This window comes from Bradyrhizobium sp. LM2.9 (genome assembly GCF_054056555.1).
Genome location: NZ_JBSRYJ010000002.1, coordinates 5,766,194 through 5,784,268, shown reverse-complemented (window position 1 = coordinate 5,784,268; position 18,075 = coordinate 5,766,194). Strand labels below are relative to the sequence as shown.

At 64.7% G+C, this 18,075-nt stretch carries 16 protein-coding genes and 2 pseudogenes; 7 read left to right on the top strand and 11 right to left on the bottom strand.

The window, feature by feature from the left end:
- Position 1: 1 nt before the first annotated feature.
- Positions 2–877, bottom strand: a complete 876-nt coding sequence (locus tag ACVWW3_RS29940) for a branched-chain amino acid ABC transporter permease (protein ID WP_354106865.1) — start codon at positions 875–877, stop codon at positions 2–4.
- A gap of 98 nt (positions 878–975) precedes the next feature.
- Positions 976–2,310, bottom strand: coding sequence for a substrate-binding protein (locus ACVWW3_RS29935; protein ID WP_456647764.1), 1,335 nt, complete (start codon positions 2,308–2,310; stop codon positions 976–978).
- Positions 2,311–2,579: 269 nt separating this feature from the next.
- Here ACVWW3_RS29935 and ACVWW3_RS29930 point away from each other — a divergent pair, with 269 nt between their 5' ends.
- Both ACVWW3_RS29930 and ACVWW3_RS29925 read left to right on the top strand, forming a co-directional pair.
- On the top strand, positions 2,580–3,164 hold the full coding sequence (locus ACVWW3_RS29930; RefSeq protein ID WP_456672233.1) for a hypothetical protein: 585 nt from the start codon (positions 2,580–2,582) through the stop codon (positions 3,162–3,164).
- A gap of 113 nt (positions 3,165–3,277) precedes the next feature.
- Positions 3,278–3,754, top strand: a complete 477-nt coding sequence (locus tag ACVWW3_RS29925; protein ID WP_456647766.1) for a MarR family winged helix-turn-helix transcriptional regulator — start codon at positions 3,278–3,280, stop codon at positions 3,752–3,754.
- Between the two features lie 36 nt (positions 3,755–3,790).
- On the opposite strand, the pseudogene prfA reads toward ACVWW3_RS29925, so the two are convergent.
- From prfA to ACVWW3_RS29910, 3 genes and pseudogenes are all read right to left on the bottom strand, one after another.
- Positions 3,791–4,877 (bottom strand): annotated as a pseudogene (gene prfA, locus ACVWW3_RS29920) (peptide chain release factor 1).
- 57 nt (positions 4,878–4,934) lie between these two features.
- Positions 4,935–7,202, bottom strand: a complete 2,268-nt coding sequence (gene ptsP / locus ACVWW3_RS29915) for a phosphoenolpyruvate--protein phosphotransferase (RefSeq protein ID WP_354106868.1) — start codon at positions 7,200–7,202, stop codon at positions 4,935–4,937.
- A gap of 282 nt (positions 7,203–7,484) precedes the next feature.
- On the bottom strand, positions 7,485–8,741 hold the full coding sequence (locus ACVWW3_RS29910) for an aspartate kinase (protein WP_456647768.1): 1,257 nt from the start codon (positions 8,739–8,741) through the stop codon (positions 7,485–7,487).
- A gap of 148 nt (positions 8,742–8,889) precedes the next feature.
- Between ACVWW3_RS29910 and ACVWW3_RS29905 the strand changes: the two genes are divergently transcribed.
- The 3 genes and pseudogenes from ACVWW3_RS29905 to ACVWW3_RS29895 all read left to right on the top strand — a co-directional run bounded on the left by ACVWW3_RS29905 (position 8,890) and on the right by ACVWW3_RS29895 (position 11,219).
- Positions 8,890–9,357: a PH domain-containing protein gene (locus tag ACVWW3_RS29905; protein ID WP_247353127.1), complete on the top strand. Its 468-nt coding sequence runs from the start codon at positions 8,890–8,892 to the stop codon at positions 9,355–9,357.
- Positions 9,358–9,371: 14 nt separating this feature from the next.
- On the top strand, positions 9,372–10,145 hold the full coding sequence (ubiG, locus tag ACVWW3_RS29900; RefSeq protein ID WP_247353113.1) for a bifunctional 2-polyprenyl-6-hydroxyphenol methylase/3-demethylubiquinol 3-O-methyltransferase UbiG: 774 nt from the start codon (positions 9,372–9,374) through the stop codon (positions 10,143–10,145).
- Positions 10,146–10,317: 172 nt separating this feature from the next.
- Positions 10,318–11,219: pseudogene (locus ACVWW3_RS29895) on the top strand (EamA family transporter).
- Here ACVWW3_RS29895 and ACVWW3_RS29890 read toward each other — a convergent pair.
- The 4 genes from ACVWW3_RS29890 to ACVWW3_RS29875 are packed head-to-tail and all read right to left on the bottom strand — an operon-like array spanning position 11,216 to position 13,687.
- Positions 11,216–11,698, bottom strand: coding sequence for a DUF1178 family protein (locus ACVWW3_RS29890; RefSeq protein WP_247353116.1), 483 nt, complete (start codon positions 11,696–11,698; stop codon positions 11,216–11,218). The pseudogene ACVWW3_RS29895 and the gene ACVWW3_RS29890 overlap by 4 nt on opposite strands.
- On the bottom strand, positions 11,695–12,573 hold the full coding sequence (locus ACVWW3_RS29885) for a carbon-nitrogen hydrolase family protein (protein ID WP_354106873.1): 879 nt from the start codon (positions 12,571–12,573) through the stop codon (positions 11,695–11,697). The genes ACVWW3_RS29890 and ACVWW3_RS29885 overlap by 4 nt, the downstream gene beginning before the upstream one ends.
- Positions 12,570–12,845, bottom strand: a complete 276-nt coding sequence (gene grxC / locus ACVWW3_RS29880; protein ID WP_354106874.1) for a glutaredoxin 3 — start codon at positions 12,843–12,845, stop codon at positions 12,570–12,572. The genes ACVWW3_RS29885 and grxC overlap by 4 nt, the downstream gene beginning before the upstream one ends.
- 47 nt (positions 12,846–12,892) lie before the next feature.
- The gene (locus ACVWW3_RS29875) at positions 12,893–13,687 is read right to left on the bottom strand and encodes a ComF family protein (RefSeq protein ID WP_354106875.1); all 795 of its coding nucleotides are present in this window, start codon (positions 13,685–13,687) and stop codon (positions 12,893–12,895) included.
- A 143-nt stretch (positions 13,688–13,830) separates the two neighbouring features.
- Between ACVWW3_RS29875 and ACVWW3_RS29870 the strand changes: the two genes are divergently transcribed.
- Positions 13,831–14,679, top strand: a complete 849-nt coding sequence (locus tag ACVWW3_RS29870) for a methyltransferase domain-containing protein (RefSeq protein ID WP_354106876.1) — start codon at positions 13,831–13,833, stop codon at positions 14,677–14,679.
- 135 nt (positions 14,680–14,814) lie between these two features.
- Here ACVWW3_RS29870 and ACVWW3_RS29865 read toward each other — a convergent pair whose 3' ends face one another.
- The gene (locus tag ACVWW3_RS29865) at positions 14,815–15,225 is read right to left on the bottom strand and encodes a (deoxy)nucleoside triphosphate pyrophosphohydrolase (RefSeq protein WP_456647770.1); all 411 of its coding nucleotides are present in this window, start codon (positions 15,223–15,225) and stop codon (positions 14,815–14,817) included.
- Between the two features lie 136 nt (positions 15,226–15,361).
- Here ACVWW3_RS29865 and ACVWW3_RS29860 point away from each other — a divergent pair, with 136 nt between their 5' ends.
- A complete protein-coding gene (locus ACVWW3_RS29860) occupies positions 15,362–16,711 on the top strand; it encodes a TadE/TadG family type IV pilus assembly protein (protein ID WP_456647771.1) in 1,350 nt (449 codons plus the stop codon).
- A 95-nt stretch (positions 16,712–16,806) separates the two neighbouring features.
- Here ACVWW3_RS29860 and argJ read toward each other — a convergent pair whose 3' ends face one another.
- Positions 16,807–18,048, bottom strand: a complete 1,242-nt coding sequence (argJ, locus tag ACVWW3_RS29855; RefSeq protein ID WP_456647772.1) for a bifunctional glutamate N-acetyltransferase/amino-acid acetyltransferase ArgJ — start codon at positions 18,046–18,048, stop codon at positions 16,807–16,809.
- Positions 18,049–18,075: the final 27 nt, after the last annotated feature.

Genomic DNA, 18,075 nt, shown 5'->3' with positions numbered 1-18,075 from the left:
CTTACTCGCGGCCCTGGACGCCGAGCAGGCCATGCGGTCGCACCACGAGTACGAGCGCCATCGCTGCAAACAGCATCACATAGGCATAGCCGGGGTTGAACATGGAGGTGACGCTGATGATCTCGCCGGCGATCAGGCCGCCGAGGATCGCGCCCGGGAAAGAGCCAACGCCGCCGATCACCACCACCACGAAGGTCTGGACCAGGATGTCGTCACCGATGCCCGGTGTCAGCGACGCCACCGGCGCGTTGACGATGCCGGCAAAGCCGGCGGCCATTGCGCCAATGCCGAACACGACCATGAAGACGCGGTAAACGTTGATGCCGAGCGAATCGACCATCACCGAATCCTCGATGCCGGCGCGCACGATCATGCCGAGCCGGGTCCGGTAGAGGATGATGAACAGTGCACCGAGCGCGATCGCGACGATGCCGACCACGGCGAGGCGGTAGGTCGGATAGAACATGAAGCCGAGATTGGTGATGCCCTGGAACAGCGCCGGCGGCGGCACCAGCTGCGACTGGCTCGAGAAGATCAGGCGGACCAGCTCGACGAAGCAGATGCCGAGCCCGAAGGTCACGAGCAGCTGATCCTCGTGGGGGCGATGATAGAAATGGCGGATGATGACGCGTTCCATGAGGACGCCGAGCAGCATCACGAACAGCGAGCCCGCGATGACGGCGAGAATGAACGATTCCGTGTACTGGTAGGCGACGAAGCCGGCATAGCCGCCGATCATGAACATCGCGCCATGCGCGAGGTTGAGCACGCCGAGCGTGCCGTAAATGATGGTCAGGCCGGAGCTGATCAGCGCGAGCAGGGCGCCGAGCGCGAGCCCGTTGAAAAGCTGCGAAACGAGATTGGGCCAACTAATCATGCAACGATCGCTGTTGTAACGCGCGACGGGGCGCATCAAAAAAGGTGACGCCGCAGGTCCAGAGTGCAGCCCGCGGCGTCACAGGGGTTAGTGCGGGCTTAGGTGTAGTCGCCGAGATGGCACCCGAACGCGTCCGGCTTCTGCATCAGGCCTTCGCCCGGGACGATTTCGACGACGTCGTACCAATCTTCCTTGTTCTTCATGTCCTTCTGCTGCTTGCCCTTGACGATGATCACGGGGCGGACACATTGGTGATCTTCGGGGCGGTAATGCACGTCGCCGACCAGCGAGGGAATGGTTTCGCCTTTCTCGTAGGCCTTGATCACGTCGGGCGGGCTGAAGCTGCCGGCCTGCTCGCACATGTGGGCCCAATGCGCGAAGCTGACATAGGCGTTCTCCGCGCCCCATTCCGGCTTGTAGCCGTACTTCTTCTCGAAGGCTTCGTTGAACATCTTGGCCAGCGGGAACTTGTCCTCGATCGTCCACCAATAGTCGGTGGCGGCGTAGACGCCCTGCATCAGGCCACCGGTTTCGCGCGCGATGAAAGGCACCTGGTAGGGAACGACCAGCTTCATCTTGTCGAGCACGCCGAACTGCTTGGCTTGCTGGGTCGACAGCACCGCATCGTGGCCCCAGTTGACGTTGATCAGCACGTCGGCGCCTGAATTCGCGACGTTCAGCAGATAGGAGGAATAGTCGGGTGCGCCGAGCGGCGCGACCTGGTTGGTGGTCGTCGTCCAGCCCGCGGTCGCGAGGAAGTCCTGCATGGATTTGGTGACGGTGTGACCATAGGTGTAGTCCGGCGTTAGGTACGCGGCCTTCTTGTTCTTGCCGAATTCCCTCACCATCACCGGGCCGATCGCCGCAGCCGCGGTCTGGCCGAAGAAGTTCTGGCGGAAGCCGTAGCGAACGCAATCCTTGCCGGTGGTGTCGTTCGAGCCGGAAATGCCGCACACGAACAGCACGTGCTCACGCTGGGCGAGCTTGTTGAGCGCGACCGCGACGGCGCTGGACGTACCGCCGGTGATCATGATCGCCTTGTTCTCGCTGATGAAGCGCTGCTGCGCCTGCACCGCCTCGTTCGGCTTGGCCGCGGAATCGGCGACGCCGAACTTCAGCTCTTTGCCGAGCACGCCCTTGCTGGTCTTGGGCGATATCTTCTTGATCAGATCATGGCCGCTGTTGATGTGCTCGATCGCGAGCTGGTAACCCTTGAGCTCGTCCTCGCCCTGCACGGCGTAGGTGCCGGTGCGCGGCACCGAGATGCCGATGAAGGCGGTGGAACCCGAGACCCCCGCGGGGTAGGAACCGATCGCCGGCTTGTCCTCGGCAAACGCCGGCATCCCGGGCAGAACCGCGCCGCCGATGAGACCCGCGGTGGTCTGAAGCAGGCCACGGCGCGAGACGCCGCGGCGGATGAGATTGTCAGTCATGATTGTTTCCTCCGAACATTTGTTCTTGTCTGCAGGCGCGAGCACGACCTGTCCGGCGCCGCCGACCTCGCTGGCCTGCTGCGCCGGGCACGTCACGTCCGCGTGTAGCTCTTGGACGTAGACATTGCTTGTGAACGCCTTCTGTCAATTTCGCCTTTGGTCGAATAACGAAAATTATCTCGTGAAAACATATCGGATCACGATATATATTAGTCTTTGTGAGTACGAGACTGGCGGGTTCGGCGAGAGAAATGGCGCGGCAGACGACAGTGACAGGTGCCCGGAAGCGACAGTCCTGGCCGCAGGGAGCGGAGCGGCCGGAGGCGGCGTGGCCGGCGGAAGAGGTCAACGGCCAGCGGGCGACACCGCAGTCCGGCGATGCCTCGCGCATGCCCGATCTGCGCCGGCGCGGGCCTATCGTCGGCCCCGTTCAGGCGAAGCGCGTACCTGGCCCGATGAAGAAGCTGAGCGTGCGTGCCCAGAACGTCCTCAAGGAGCTCGCGGTCGAGCTCACTGCCGAGCAGCCGCCGAAGGGAAATTGGTCGCCCTCGCGCGAATTGCTGCGCGCGCTGACGGCTGAACGTCTCGCGACCGCGCGCAATTGCGGTCCTCACACGATGCGGGAGATCGTCGACTGGGCGCAGGGCTGTGGCGTGACCATCAAGCCGGTGATCCCGCACGGCGGCTCGTTGTCGCAGATGTGGGCGGAGTTGATTACCAACGCATCCGCCGGTGCCTTGACCAGCGCCGAGATTGCCAGCGCGCTCCAGCGCTCGATCCGGCGAAAGAGCGTCCGCATCCCGATTGCGTTTCAGGTCATCCTGGTGAAGATCCTGCTGTCCAACTTCGAATAGGGCGGCGATATTTGTGTATTCGCGGCGCCGGTCGGTTGGTTCCGCCTGGCCTTCCTTGCTAGTCTCGGTGATGCCGCCCGTTCCATCGGCCGGTTCGACGTCGCAGGCAGGATATGGCTCCATCGAAGCGGCAGACGACACGCTCGGCGCGTGCTGTGCCCACAAAGGGCGGCGCGATGCGCGAGGCCGACTACGCGGCGCTTGCGCAGTTCCGCTATCAAATCCGGAGTTTCCTGGCGTTCAGTGAGGCGGCCGCACACCTGCAGGGATTGACGCCGCAGCAGCATCAGGCGCTGCTTGGTATCAAGGGCTTTGTCCGTCCGGGTCCCGCGACCGTCGGTGACGTCGCGCGATTTCTGCTGATACGACATCACTCGGCCGGCGAGCTGATCAACCGCATGGCGAAGCTGGGACTGGTCGGCCGGGTCACTGACCCCGAGGACGCCAGGCGTGTTCATCTCAGGCTGACGAGGAAGGGCGAGCAGAAGCTCCAGGCGCTCTCAAGGAAAAATCTCGAGGAGCTCCGTCGCGCTGCGAGCCCGGCGTTGAGCCGCTTGTTGAAGTCATTCCGGCAATCGAGCCAGTCCTGAGCGGGGGGATTTCGGCCAATCAGGCCGCGGCGCCGGTCACGCCGCCGCGCCTTGGGCGGCGAGCTGCGCGGCCTGGTGCTCGGTGGTCAGTGCGTCGATCAGTTCCCCGATCGCTTCTCCGGCAATCACCTGCGGCAGCTTGTACAGCGTCAAATTGATGCGGTGATCGGTGACGCGTCCTTGCGGAAAATTGTAGGTGCGAATGCGCTCGCTGCGATCTCCGGACCCGACCTTCTCCTTGCGCTCGGCCGAGCGGGCGGCATCGACGCGCTGCTGCTCGGCATCGTAGATGCGCGACCGCAGGATGTTCATGGCGGAGGCACGGTTCTTGTGCTGCGAGCGGCTGTCCTGCATCATCACCACGATGCCGGTCGGGATATGTGTGATGCGGATCGCCGATTCCGTCTTGTTGACGTGCTGGCCGCCGGCGCCTCCCGCGCGCATGGTCTCGATGCGCAAATCGTCGTTCTTGATGTCGATGTCGACCTCCTCGATCTCCGGCATCACGGCGACGGTCGCGGCGGATGTGTGAATGCGCCCCTGCGTCTCGGTGTCGGGCACGCGCTGCACGCGATGCACGCCGGATTCGAATTTCAGCTTCGAGAACGCGCCGCGGGCCCTGCACCTCCGCGATGATTTCCTTGTAGCCGCCGACGCTGCCTTCGCTCGCCGAGATCACCTCGACCTTCCAGCCCTGAAGGCTCGCGAACCGCTCGTACATCCGGAACAAATCGCCGGCGAACAGCGAGGCCTCGTCGCCGCCGGTGCCGGCGCGGATTTCCAGCACCACGTTGCGGTCGTCCATGGCGTCCTTGGGCAGCAGAGCGAGGCGGATATTCTGGACCAGGTCCTCGATCTTTGGCGTCAACTCACCGCGCTCGGCTTCCGCCATGCCGCGCATCTCGGGATCGGTCGCGGGATCGGCGATCAGTGCCTCGGTGTCGGCGAGCTCCTTGACGGCCGAACGATAGGCCTTGACCGCTTCGATCAGTGGCGTGAGCTCGGCGAGTTCACGCGTGATCTGCACATAGCGTTCGGAGGCGAGCTGACCGAGCGATTCGGCCTCGAGCGAGGCGTGATGCGCGAGCAGGACGTCCAGTTTGGCTTCGGGCAGTGACGACATCGGTTCAGTCTCAAGATGCGGAAAAGGGCGAGGCGGCAGGAAGGGGCGACAGGCCCGCTACAACGCCAGGCCTTCGGCCTCGGCAAACTCCGTCAGCTTCTGCCGGATCGAGACGCTCCCGGCGGGGGCGTCCAGCAAGGGGCCGAGCATCTCTTCGGCCTTCTTGGCGTCGAGATCGATCACCATCGCCTTGACCGGGCCAAGCGCGGTCGCCGAAAGCGACAGCGAGCGGTAGCCCATCGCGATCAGCGCCAGCGCGCCGATCGGCTTCGACGCCATCTCGCCGCAGAGCGACAGCGATTTCTTTGCCGCTTGCGACTTGCGCGCGATGTCGCGCAGCGCACGCAGGATCGGCGCCGACATGGTGTCGAAGCGCCCGGCGACCTTTGCGTTGCCGCGGTCGACCGCGAACAGGAACTGGAACAGATCGTTGGAGCCGACCGAAATGAAGTCGACCTTCTTCAGAAGCTCGTCGAGCTGATAGAGCAGCGCCGGCACCTCGACCATGGTGCCGATGTCGATCCGCTCCGGCAGGGTGTGGCCGTGCTGGCGCAGATAGGTCAGCTCGCGTTCGACCAGCGCCTTCGCCGAATCGAATTCGCCGACCTCCGAGATCATCGGGAACATGATGCGCAGCGCACGGCCGCCGCCAGCGCGCAGCAGCGCGCGGATCTGGCCGCGCAACAGGCCGGGACGGTCGAGCCCGAGCCGGATCGCGCGCCACCCGAGCGCGGGATTCTCCTCGATCACCGCTTCCATATAAGGCAGCGCCTTGTCGCCGCCGATGTCGAGGGTGCGGAACGTGACGGGTTTGGTGCCGGCGGCATCCAGCACGGTACGATAGAGCGCGAGTTGGTCGCTGGTGCGCGGCAGGCTCTGGCCGACCATGAATTGCAGCTCGGTGCGGAACAGGCCGATGCCGGCGCTGCCGGTGTCCTCGATATGCGGCAGGTCGATGGCGAGACCCGCATTGATCATCAGCTCGACCTTCTGGCCGTCTTTGGTGACGCAGGGCAGGTCGCGCAGCGCCAGATATTGCGCCTGGCGGCGGGCGCGGAAGCGCACGCGCTCGGCGAAGGCGGCCTCGACCTCCTGCGACGGACGGACATAGATCGAGCCGGAAGTGCCGTCGACGATGATGGCGTCGCCGGGATCGGCGATACCAGGTGCGTTCGGCACTTCGCCGACCGCGGGAATGCCGAGGGCACGCGCCACGATCGAGACGTGGGAATTGGCGGTGCCCTCCTCCAGCACGATGCCGCGCAGGCGCTTGCGGTCGTAGTCGAGCAGCGCCGCCGGGCCCATCGCGCGCGCGATGACGATGGCGTTGTCGGGTAATTGTTCACGTGAAGGCGCGTGATCCTGGCCGACCAGCTGCCGCATCAGGCGATAGCCGAGATCCTCGAGATCATGCAGCCGGTCGCGCAAATAGGGATCGGTCGAGCGCAGCATGCGCGCGCGGGTGTCGGACTGCACGCGCTCGACGGCGGCTTCCGCCGTGAGGCCGGTGGCGACCGCCTCGTGCAGCTTGTGCGACCAGCCCTGGTCGTTGGCGAACATGCGGTAGGCTTCCAGCACCTCGCGATGCTCGCCGCCCTCGGCGACGTCGCCGCGCTCCAGCATGCGGTCGAGGTCGGCGCGCAGCTTGGCGAGCGCGGTGTCGAGCCGTTTGATCTCCTTCGGCAGGTCCTCGGCGATGTAGTCCTTGATGACGACGCGCGGCTCGTGCAGCACGACGTGGCCGAGCGCGATGCCTTCCGACAGGATGGCGCCGACCTTCTGCGCCGAATGGCGCGCGGCGGGCTCCTGGCCGGGCTGGGCCAGCGCGGACAGCTCGCCGGAGGCGATCAGCTCCGCCAGCACCATCGCGGTGGTCTGGAGCGCCTCGAGTTCCTCCTCGACATAGTTGCGCTTGGCGCGGTTCTGCACCACCAGCACGCCGAGCGTGTTGCCGGCGCGCAGGACCGGCACGCCGAGGAAGGAGTGGTAGATTTCTTCGCCGGTCTCGGGGCGGAACGAGAACGCCGGGTGGCTCTGTGCGTCGTTCAGATTGAGTGGGGTCGCCTCGCTGGCGACGAGGCCGACCAGGCCCTCATGGGCCGTCAGCACGGTGTGGTGCACCGCCTCGCGGTTGAGGCCTTCAGTGGCATAGAGCTCGAGCGTGTTGTCGACGCGCAGCACATAGACCGAGCACACCTCGGCCACCATATTGGCGGCGATCAGCACCACGATCTTGTCCAGCCGCTCCTGGGCCGAGACCTGCTCCGCCATGGTTTCGCGGAGCCGTCTCAACAAGACGCGGGGACCTCCCGACGCGCTCCGCATGTGCCGTCAACCCTCCACCGTCTGCCGGGGCCGAAGGGCCCGCGGCGGCTCGCCCAGAAATCCAGAAAAACAACGAATTTGCTCGTCCGGCGCCGGCCCAGCCGATCCGCTGGAGCCGTCACCTGAGCCGAATCAGCACCGCCTCAACTGGGGCACAGTTTGCGGCAGCCCACCCTCTTCGCCGTATAGCGAATTAGGGCTTGTTTTGCCAAGCAAAACGCCTGCCAAACGCGAAGGTGTGTACACCTTCGCGTTTGCTGCGACCGCTAAGAGAAAATTAGCCTATGTCTGATCGAGACCGTAGAGCGTGTGCAGGGTCCGCACCGCAAGCTCGGTATAGGCGGTATCGATCAGGACGGAGAATTTAATCTCGGAGGTTGTAATGGCCCGGATGTTGATATTCCGTCCGGCGAGGGCCGAAAATGCCTGGGCGGCGACGCCGGCATGGCTGCGCATGCCGCTGCCGATCACCGAGATCTTGGCGACGTCGGTGGCGGTGTCGAGCCGGGCATAATTGATCTGGCTCTTGGCCGCGGTGATCGTCTCCTTGGCCCTTGTGTAGTCGGCAGCCGGGACCGTGAAGGTGAGGTCGGTGGTCTTGCCGTCCTCGGAGACGTTCTGCACGATCATGTCGACGTTGATGTTGGCATCCGCGAGCGGGCCGAAGATCGACGCCGCAACGCCGGGCTTGTCTTCGATCTGGCGTACCGAGATCTGGGCCTCGTCCTTCGAAAAGGCGATGCCGGTGACGACGTGGCTTTCCATGATCTCCTCCTCGCTGCAGATCAGCGTGCCGGGCGGCTGGTTGGCATGCGGGTCGATATCCTCGGGCTTGTCGAAGCTCGATCGGACGAAAATCGGCATGTTGTGGACCATGCCGAGTTCCACCGAGCGGACCTGGAGCACTTTTGCGCCCTGGGAGGCCAGTTCCAGCATGTCTTCGAACGCGATCTTGTCGAGCCGGCGCGCCTTCGGCACGATTCGCGGATCGGTGGTGTAGACACCATCGACGTCGGTATAGATGTCGCAGCGGTCCGCCTTGACGGCGGCGGCGATCGCCACGGCCGAGGTGTCGGAGCCGCCGCGGCCGAGCGTGGTGATGCGATTGGTCTCGGGGTTGATGCCCTGGAAGCCGGCGATAACGGCGACCTCCTTGCGCTCCCTGAAGCGCTTGATGATCTCGCTGCCGTCGATGTCCTCGATCCGGGCCGAGGCATGGGCGTCGCTGGTCTTGATCGGGATCTGCCAGCCCTGCCAGGAGCGGGCCTGGATACCCATACCCTGAAGCGCGATGGCAAGCAGGCCGGACGTCACCTGTTCGCCCGAGGCGACCACGGCGTCGTATTCGCGCGCATCGTGCATCGGCGAGGCCTCGGTGCACCAGGCCACCAGCTCGTTGGTTTTACCGGACATCGCCGAGACGACCACTGCCACTTCATGGCCGGCGTCGACCTCACGCTTCACATGGCGTGCGACGTTGCGGATACGTTCGATGTTGGCGACGGATGTGCCGCCGAATTTCATCACGAGGCGGCTCATGACGACGCGTGCATTCCCTCATAAGGATAAGTATGGTGACCCGCGCTGGACGGGTGCCTGCGATACCGACCGCGCGTATACAGAGGGGCGGGGCCGGGGGCAAGCGGGTTCCTGCGGGGCCAATCCGGGCAATGGGTTAATCGAGGTTATGGCGCGCTATATCGATGAGATCCTGCAACCGGGCGAGCGGGTGCTGTATTCGACCAATGCGCACTGGATCTTCTATTTTCCGGCCATCCTCGCATGGATCGCAGCCTTGGGCCTGTTCGTCCTGTCACGGCAAACCGCGGTCGACGGGCTTGTGATTCTATGTCTCATCGCCTCGGGGGTGGTCGCCTTGGCGGCGCTGTTCTGGACCTTGAAGGGCTGGTTCCACCGCTTCACCACCGAGACCGACGTCACCAACTTGCGGGTTGTGCACAAGACCGGGTTCATCAAGCGCCGCACCTTCGAGATGGCGCTGGACAAGGTCGAGAGCGTCGATGTGAATCAGACCATTCTTGGACGCATTCTCAACTATGGCGACGTGACCATCAATGGCGTGGGGGAAGGTCGCGAAACCATCCGGACCATCGCCTCACCGCTCGCCTTTCGTAGTTCGATCACCACGCGGTAGGACCGCGCTTACTGATGAGCATGCAGCAAGATACTTCCGCTACCGCAAGCCCGCCGCCGGGCTCGACCGTCGACGCCGCCGAGATCGCGAAATTTTCAAAACTCTCGGCCGAGTGGTGGGACCCGAACGGCAAGATGGCCCCGCTGCACCGGATCAACCCGCTGCGGCTCGGCTACATCCGCGATGCGGCCTGCCGCAAGTTCGAACGCAACTTGCGCAGCCTGAACTGCCTCGGCGGCCTGCGCGTGCTCGACATCGGCTGCGGCGCCGGCCTGTTGTGCGAGCCGCTGTCGCGCCTGGGTGCGCAGGTCATCGGCGTCGATCCGTCGGTCAGCAACATCGCCGCCGCGAAGCTGCACGCCGACAAGGCGCATCTGTCGATCGACTATCGCTGCACCACGGTGGAAGAGATCGACCCGCGCGAGCGCTTCGATATCGTGCTGGCCATGGAGGTGGTCGAGCACGTCGTCGATGTCGGCGTTTTCCTGAAGCGCTGCGCCGCGATGCTGAAGCCGAACGGGTTGATGGTGGTCTCGACGCTGAACAGGAACTGGAAGAGCTTTGCGCTCGCCATCGTCGGCGCCGAATACGTCCTGCGTTGGCTGCCGCGCGGCACCCACGAATGGAACAAGTTCGTCACCCCCGACGAGCTGACGAAATACCTGCTCGACAACCGTCTCGTCATCACCGAACAGACCGGCGTCGTCTACAGCCCCTTCGCCGACAAATGGACGCTCTCGTCCGACATCGACGTGAATTACATGGTCGTGGCGGAAGGCATGGTATGAGGCCACGCCGCTTCCAAGCATTCGGCGTCGTCCTGGATCAGCGCTTCGCTTGTCCAGGACGACGCTGAATTTGCCGCGCAAGCATCGCACCCATGACATCCGCGTGATTGACCTGCTTGAGCGCTAGCGGCACGTTGCCTCAACTTCCTCTCTCACCCACTCGCCATCCCCTATGTTCACCATCGCCAGCCTCTGGATTCCCTTCACCGTCATTGCCGCGCTCGGCTCAGGTCGCGCGCAATGCGATGCAGCGGTCGCTGACGAAGCCGCTGGGGACCTGGGGCGCGACCAATATCCGCTTCCTGTTCGGCTTCCCGTTCTCGCTGCTGTTTCTCGCCGTGGTGCTGGTCGCGACCGGCGATCATCTCGGCATGCCGCCGACCGTGTTCTGGCCGTGGCTGCTGCTCGGCGCGCTCAGCCAGATCGTGGCGACCGGCCTGATGCTGCTGGCGATGAATGACCGGTCCTTCGTGGTGACGACGGCCTACCTGAAGACCGAGGCGATCCAGACGGCGATCTTCGGCTTCGTCTTCCTCGGCGATCACCTGACTTGGCTCAAGGTGCTGGCGATCGTGATCGCGACCATCGGCGTCGTCGTCACCGCGCTGCGGCCCGGCGGTGAGAAGAGTTTTGCCGAACTCAAGCCGACCATCACCGGTCTGGTCGCCGCGGCGGCGTTCGCGTTGTCAGCGGTCGGTTTCCGCGGTGCTATCATCAACGTGCCCAGGCGTGTCCTTTGTAACGGCAGCATCGTTCACGCTGGTGCTCGGCCTGTTCGTGCAGACGCTGATCCTGACGATCTATCTGCTTTGGCGCGCGCCGAAGGTGCTTCAGGCGATTTTGGGGCTGTGGAAGCCCTCGCTGCTCGCGGGCTTCATGGGCGCGTTCGCCTCGCAGTTCTGGTTCCTCGCGTTCGCGCTGACGGCCGCCGCCAACGTCCGCACGCTCGCTCTGATCGAGGTGCTGTTCGCGCAGGCCGTGGCGTATTACTCGTTCAAGCAGCCAATCGCGGCACGCGAGATTCTTGGCATCGGGCTGATCGTGGTCGGCGTGGCGGTGCTGGTGGCAGTTTAGTTCCGGTCTTCCGGCAGCGTCGGCAGCGGCGACACCTCGATGCCTTCGTCGATCAGCGACTTGGCTTCGTCGGGCGAAGCCTCGCCGTAGATCGGACGGTGCTCCTTGTCGCCGTAATGCATCGCCCGGGCCTCGTTCGCAAAACGCTCGCCGACATTGTCGGCGTTTTTCACGATGTGATCGCGCAGCTCTTTGAGCTTGGTGCGAAGCTCCTTCTCCTGCGCCATCATCAGCGAGGTCGGTCCGGACAGTGTAGCCTCGGGCGTGGTCGCAGCCACGGGCTCCGGGGGCGGCGTCGCGGGTCCGCGGCCTTTCTTGCCGACGATGCGAGGCGCCATGATCGCCTTGTTGATCCTGGCCGAGCCGCAGATCGGACAGGTCACGAGCTTGCGCTTCACCTGCGAATCGTATGCCGACGAGCTCTGGAACCAACTTTCGAAGTCGTGGTTTCGGTCGCAGTGGAGCGCGTAGCGGATCATGCCGATCCCCGCACGAGGTGCAGATGGTCCGGCCCGGCCTTGGGGTCGGCGACGCCGAAGCGGCGGCCGTGCTGGAGCGAGGGGATTGCGCGGCGCGCGGTCTCGACCTTGGCCGGATCGATCCTGGCCATGATGATGCCCGGCTCGACATCGCCCTCGGCGAGGATCTCGCCCCAGGGATCGATGATCAGCGAATGGCCATAGGTCTCGCGCTTGTTCTCATGCAGGCCGGCCTGCGCGGCGGCGAAGATGAAGCAGCCGGTCTCGATCGCGCGTGCACGCAGCAGCACGTGCCAATGCGCTTCACCGGTCTTGCGGGTGAAGGCCGAGGGCACCGTGATGAAGTATGCGCCGCTCTCGGCCAGCGCGCGGTAGAGCGCGGGGAAGCGCACGTCGTAGCAGATCGTCAGCCCGACGCGGCCCCAGGGCAGGTCGGAGATCACGGCGGTCTCGCCCGGCTGGTAATTGGCGGATTCGCGATAACTCTCGCCGTCCGGCAGCTCGATGTCGAACATGTGGATCTTGTCGTAGCTCGCGAGCACACTGCCCTCGGGCCCGATCAGGAAGGAGCGGTTGACCGCTTTCTCCTCTGAGAAGCGCAGCGCCAGCGAGCCGACATGGATGTGGATTTTCAGCTCCGCCGCGAGCGCCCGGTACGCCCTCAGCGAGTTGTCGTCGTTTTCGCTCTGGAGGTGCTCGAACAGCGCCTTGCGGTTGGCCTGCATCATGTTGCTGACTTCGGGCGTCTGCACGTAGTCGGCGCCATTGGCCGCAGCCTGCCGGATCAGTTTGGTGGCCTGCGCGAGGCTCGGCTCGGGCATCAGGCCGGTGCGCATCTGCACCATGGCCGCGGTGAAGGTCCCGATCTCGTTCATGACTCCGCCTTCACATGTTCAAGCATGCCGTCGAGCTTGCCGCCGCGGTCGAGCGCATAGAGTTCGTCGCAGCCCCCAACATGGGTTCCGCCGATCCAGATCTGCGGGAAGGTCGTGCCTTCTCCGGCGCGATCGTACATCTCCTGGCGCCAGGACGGGTTCCTGGCGATATCGAACTCCGTGAAGGTTGCCTTCTTGCGGGTCAGCAGGGACCTGGCGGCGGAACAATAGCCGCAGCCCGGCCTTGTGTAGATCTCCACAGCAGCGGTCATGTTGTCTGGCGCTCTCATGTCATGAATTCATTGAATTATATGGGACTTCACCGGCTCTCGACAACCCGGGCAAAGACCAGCACGTCCACTTGGGCCGCCTTGGCGCGGAGCAGGGCCCGCGCGCAGGCATCCAGCGTCGCACCCGAGGTCAGGACGTCGTCGATGAGGACAATGCGCCGACCCTGGACCTCCGCCTGACGGTCGGGCGATACCTGGAATGCGCCCTGCACATTGGTGGCGCGCTGGGCCCGCGACAGGCCGATCTGTTGCTCGGTGGCGCGTACCCGGCGCAGCACCTCGGCCTTCACTTTCACTCCGCTCTGCCTCTCGATGATCCGCGCCAGCGCCCCGGACTGGTTGTAGCGGCGGCGCCAGGCCCTTCGCCAATGCAGGGGAACAGGCACCAGCATATCGGCCTCGCTGAGCAGCTCGCCACCCGCACGCGCCATCCAGCGGCCCATGGCGGGCGCCAAATCCGTGCGGTCCTGGTATTTCAGCGCATGCACCAGGGTGCGCGCGACGTCGTCGTAACGTACCGCGGCGCGCGCCCGCTGGTAGGCCGGTGGGCTCGCGATCGCCTCCATCGACAGCATGTCGGGGCCGGGGTCATACACAAAGGGAATGCCGAGCCGCGGGCAGTAGGGCCGTTCGATGAACGACAGCCGCGCCCAGCAGGCCGCGCACACGCCCTCGCCATCGACTGGCTCGCGGCAGGACACACACAAGGTCGGCAGCGCGATGTCGAGCGCGAGCCGCGCCGCACGCGACAGGGCATGGCGGCCGGCCGTCCATGCGGCCCGCAAGGGTCCGGAGAGCGAGCGGGAAGGGGCGGAGGCGTCCATGGGGAGAAGCTAGCGTTCCGCGCTTGTCGGCTCAAGCAGCACTCTCGTGCGCCGGCTCTGCGGAGCGTCACTGCGTGCCGCACCGCGTCCGGGACAGAACAGAGGCGATTGCCAGAACGACTTGGATCGGCGTAACCAGCGGCATGGCTCAGCCCTCCCAGACCCCGCCCGCTCTGTTCGATCGCGCCTTGCTGCATGCGCGGCAGCGGCGCGCGCAGGCGCAGGGCGAGGTCACCTTCCTGCTCGATCGGGTCGCCGAGGACATGTCCGACCGGCTGGCTGCTGTGATGCGCGAGTTTCACGCGGGAGCCGATCTCTGGACGCCCGGCGAGGGACTTGCGGCGTTGCGCGCACGACTGCCTTGCGTCGAGCGGATCGCGCTCGACGCAGCGGGTATGGAGACACTTCCCTTTGCACCGGAGAGCCTCGACCTCGTCGTGTCGGCGCTGGCGCTGCAATTCGTCAACGATCTGCCGGGCGTGCTCGCGCAAATCCGTCGTGCGCTGAAGCCGGACGGTCTGCTGCTCGCCGCGATGATCGGTGGCGACAGCCTGACCGAGCTGCGGCAGGCGTTCGCCGCGGCGGAAGCTGAATGCGAAGGCGGCGTGTCGCCGCGCGTGGCGCCGTTCGCTGACTTGCGCGACATCGGCGCGCTGTTGCAGCGGGCAGGCTTTGCGCTGCCGGTCACCGATGTCGACCGCGTCGTGGTGCGTTACGCCAATGCATTTGCGCTGATGCAGGATCTCCGCCGCATGGGCGCGGCCAATGTGCTGATCGAGCGCCGCCGTACGTTGTCGCGGCGCGCGACGCTGCTGCGGATGGCCGAGATTTATGCCGAACGCTTTGCCGATGTCGACGGCCGCATTCATGCGACATTCGACATCATCTGGCTCTCGGGCTGGGCCCCGCATGCGAGCCAGCAGCAGCCGCTGAAGCCGGGGTCGGCGAAGGCGAGCCTGGCGGAGGCGGTGAAGAAGGCGGGGAAGGAGTGACGTGTGTCCCGGACGCGCTGCAGCGTTCTTACGCTGCTGCGCAGAGCCGGGACCCAGCCCTGCGGCAAGCATGGGCCCCGGCTCAGCAGCGCATCGCTGAAGAAGCGCTGCGCTGCGTCCCGGGCACCGCACCTCTCACATCAGCAAATCGATCAAATGCGGGATCAGCGGAATGTCCGCGGGCGGCATCGGGTAGTCGCGCAGTCTGTTGGCGCGGACCCAGGCCAGGGCCTGGCCTTCGCGCGGCAGCACTTGCCCTTCCCAGCGCCGGCAGATGTAGAGCGGCATCAACAGATGAAAGGTCTCGTAGCCGTGGCTCGCAAAGGTCAGCGGGGCCAGGCAGGGTTCGGCGACGGTGATGCCGAGCTCCTCGTGGAGCTCGCGGATCAGGCTCTGCTCCGGCCGCTCGCCGGGTTCACATTTGCCGCCGGGAAATTCCCAGAGGCCGGCCAGCGTCTTGCCCTCGGGGCGCTGCGCGATCAGGACGCGTTTGTCGGCATCGACAAGCGCGCAGGCCACCACCAGTGTCAGTTTGAGATCGGCCATGCCTGGAATGTCGCTCGCTGAAGATCATCCGTAACGGTTCGTTAACCCGTTACGGCCCGGTTTCCGAGGTCCCCATAAGTCATATTTAATCGACGGTTCCTAGAGTGGAAAAGCTCAGACTCCGGGATCCCCACCTATGCGTGCCGCGCTTCGCACAATTCTCCAACGGTTCGGTCTCGATCAACGCGGCAACATCGCAGTGATCTTCGCGCTGACCTGCGTCCCGCTGATCACCGCGGTCGGCTGCGGGATCGACTATTCGCGGGCGACGCAGATCAGATCCAAGCTGCAGGCTGCGGCGGACGCCGCCAGCGTCGGTTCGATTGCCAAGAATTCGCCGGCGTTCCTCGCGGCTGGCACCATGACGGCGGACGGATCCATTGCGGCCGGCGTCACCGACGCCAAGAACATCTTCGACGCCAACCGGGCAAATCAGAACGGATACACGCTCACCAGCGTGACGCCGGTCGTCTCAAAGACTGGCTCTACGGTAACCTCGACGGTCAATTTTTCCGCGACCATCAACACGATGTTTCTCGGCGTGATCGGCAAGAGCACGGTGGCGATGTCGGGCACTTCCACGGCCACGGCCAGCATGCCGCTCTATATCGACTTCTATCTCCTGCTGGACAATTCTCCGTCGATGGGTGTCGCAGCGACACCGACCGACATAACGAATTTGCAGGCAAAGACCGGTGGATGCGCATTCGCGTGTCACGACACCTCCAAGAAGGCCGGCACAAGCAACTACGACATTGCCAAAGCAAATGGCATCACTACCCGAATCGACGTGGTGCGCCAGGCGAGCGCGAACTTGATGGACACAGCCCGGAACACGCAGACCTACACGAACCAGTTCAGGATGGCGATCTACGATTTCGGCGCTGCGTCAGCAACGATCGGATTGAGAAATCTGTTTTCGCTCTCGTCGAGTCTGACGTCCGCCAAGACTGCGGCGGGAAACATCGACCTGATGTCGGTCGCCGGTCAGAATGACGCTTTTACTGCCGATAAGGATACTCCCTTCACCACCATCTTTCCCGCAATCAATAGCGCAATCGCCTCGCCGGGAGCCGGCACATCTTCCGCCCCCCTGAAGTATTTGTTTTTTGTATCGGACGGCGTCGCCGATGAAAGCAATGCCTCTTGCCTGAAGACGATGTACAATAAGAATTGGGGAAACATAGCGCCGCGCTGTCAGTCACCTATCAATCCCGCGCTGTGCACGACGTTGAAGAACCGCGGTATCAAGGTCGCGGTGCTGTACACAACGTATCAGCCTCCTACTGACAGCTGGTACAAGGACTGGATCGCGCCGTTCAACGCCGGGACATGGGGGCCGTCCCCGAACAGCGAGATCGCGCAGAACATGGAGAGCTGCGCTTCGCCAGGATTCTATTTCGAGGTTAGCCCCACCCAGGGCATTTCGGACGCGATGAACGCTCTGTTCCAGAAGGCGCTCGCGGACGCACGGATCTCGGGGTGATTTGATCCGGATGAGAGGGACTCTCCGCGAGGCCGGTTGTCAGCGTCGATGCGGCAGCGGTCCCTCACCCCGCAAGAACGGGGCGAGGAGATGGGCTACGACCTGTAATCCCCGTTGATCGCGACATACTCCTTGGTGAGGTCGCAGGTCAGCACGCGATCGCGGCCCTTGCCGAGGCCGAGCGAGACCTTGATCGAGATCTCCGGCGCCTTCATCGCCTCCGACACCTGCGCCTCGTCATAGGACGGATCGCGCGCGCCGCTCTTGGCGACGCGGATGCCGTTGAAAGAGATCGAGAGCTTGTCGCGGTCGGCCGGTTCGCCGGCCTTGCCGACCGCCATCACCACGCGGCCCCAGTTGGCGTCCTCGCCGGCGATCGCGGTCTTCACCAGCGGCGAGTTGGCGATCGACATCGCGATCTTGCGCGCCGACGCCTTGGTCTTGGCACCCTCGACGGTGATCTCGACCAGCTTGCGGGCGCCTTCGCCGTCGCGGGCCACCTGCTCGGAAAGATTGGCGAGCACCTGGTTGAACGCCTTGACGAAGGCCTTCAGGCGCGGGTCGCCGGCGCGGCTGATCCTTGGCGCGCCGTGTTCGGCGGCAGCACCGGTGGCAAAGGCCAGCAGCGTATCCGAGGTCGAGGTGTCGCCGTCGATCGTCACTGCGTTGAAGGTGTCCTCGACGCCGCTCTTGAGCAGCGCCTGCAGCGCCGCGGGCGCGATCGGTGCGTCGGTGAAGACGAACGACAGCATCGTCGCCATGTCGGGCGCGATCATGCCGGCGCCTTTGGCCATGCCGTTGATCGTGACCTTGGCCTTGCCGAGCTTCGCGGTCGCGGTCGCGACCTTCGGGAAGGTGTCGGTGGTCATGATCGCCTTGGCGGCCGCCAGATAATCGCCGGCCTCGGTGGTTTCCGCGAGACGCCCGAGCACGCCGTCGAACTTGGTCGCATCCAGCGGCTCGCCGATCACGCCGGTCGAGGCCAGGAAGATCTCGCCCTCGGGGCATCCGACGGCCTTGGCCGCGATTTTCGCGGTCAGCGCGGTGGAGCTGCGGCCGGTCTTGCCGGTGAAGGCATTGGCATTGCCGGAATTGACCACCAGCGCCCGCGCCTTGCCGCCCTTCAGCTTGGCGCGGCACCATTCCACCGGCGCGGACGGGCATTTCGATTTGGTGAAGACACCTGCGACCGCGGTGCCCTTGTCCATCACCGCGAGCAGAACGTCGGTGCGGTTCTTGTAGCGGATGCCGGCCTCGGCCGTCGCAAGGCGGACGCCCGCGATCACGGGCATGTCGGGAACGTTTTTCGGGGCGAGGGGAGAAACGGAGGAGGACATCGGGGCGCCTTGGTGAGGTCTGGACAT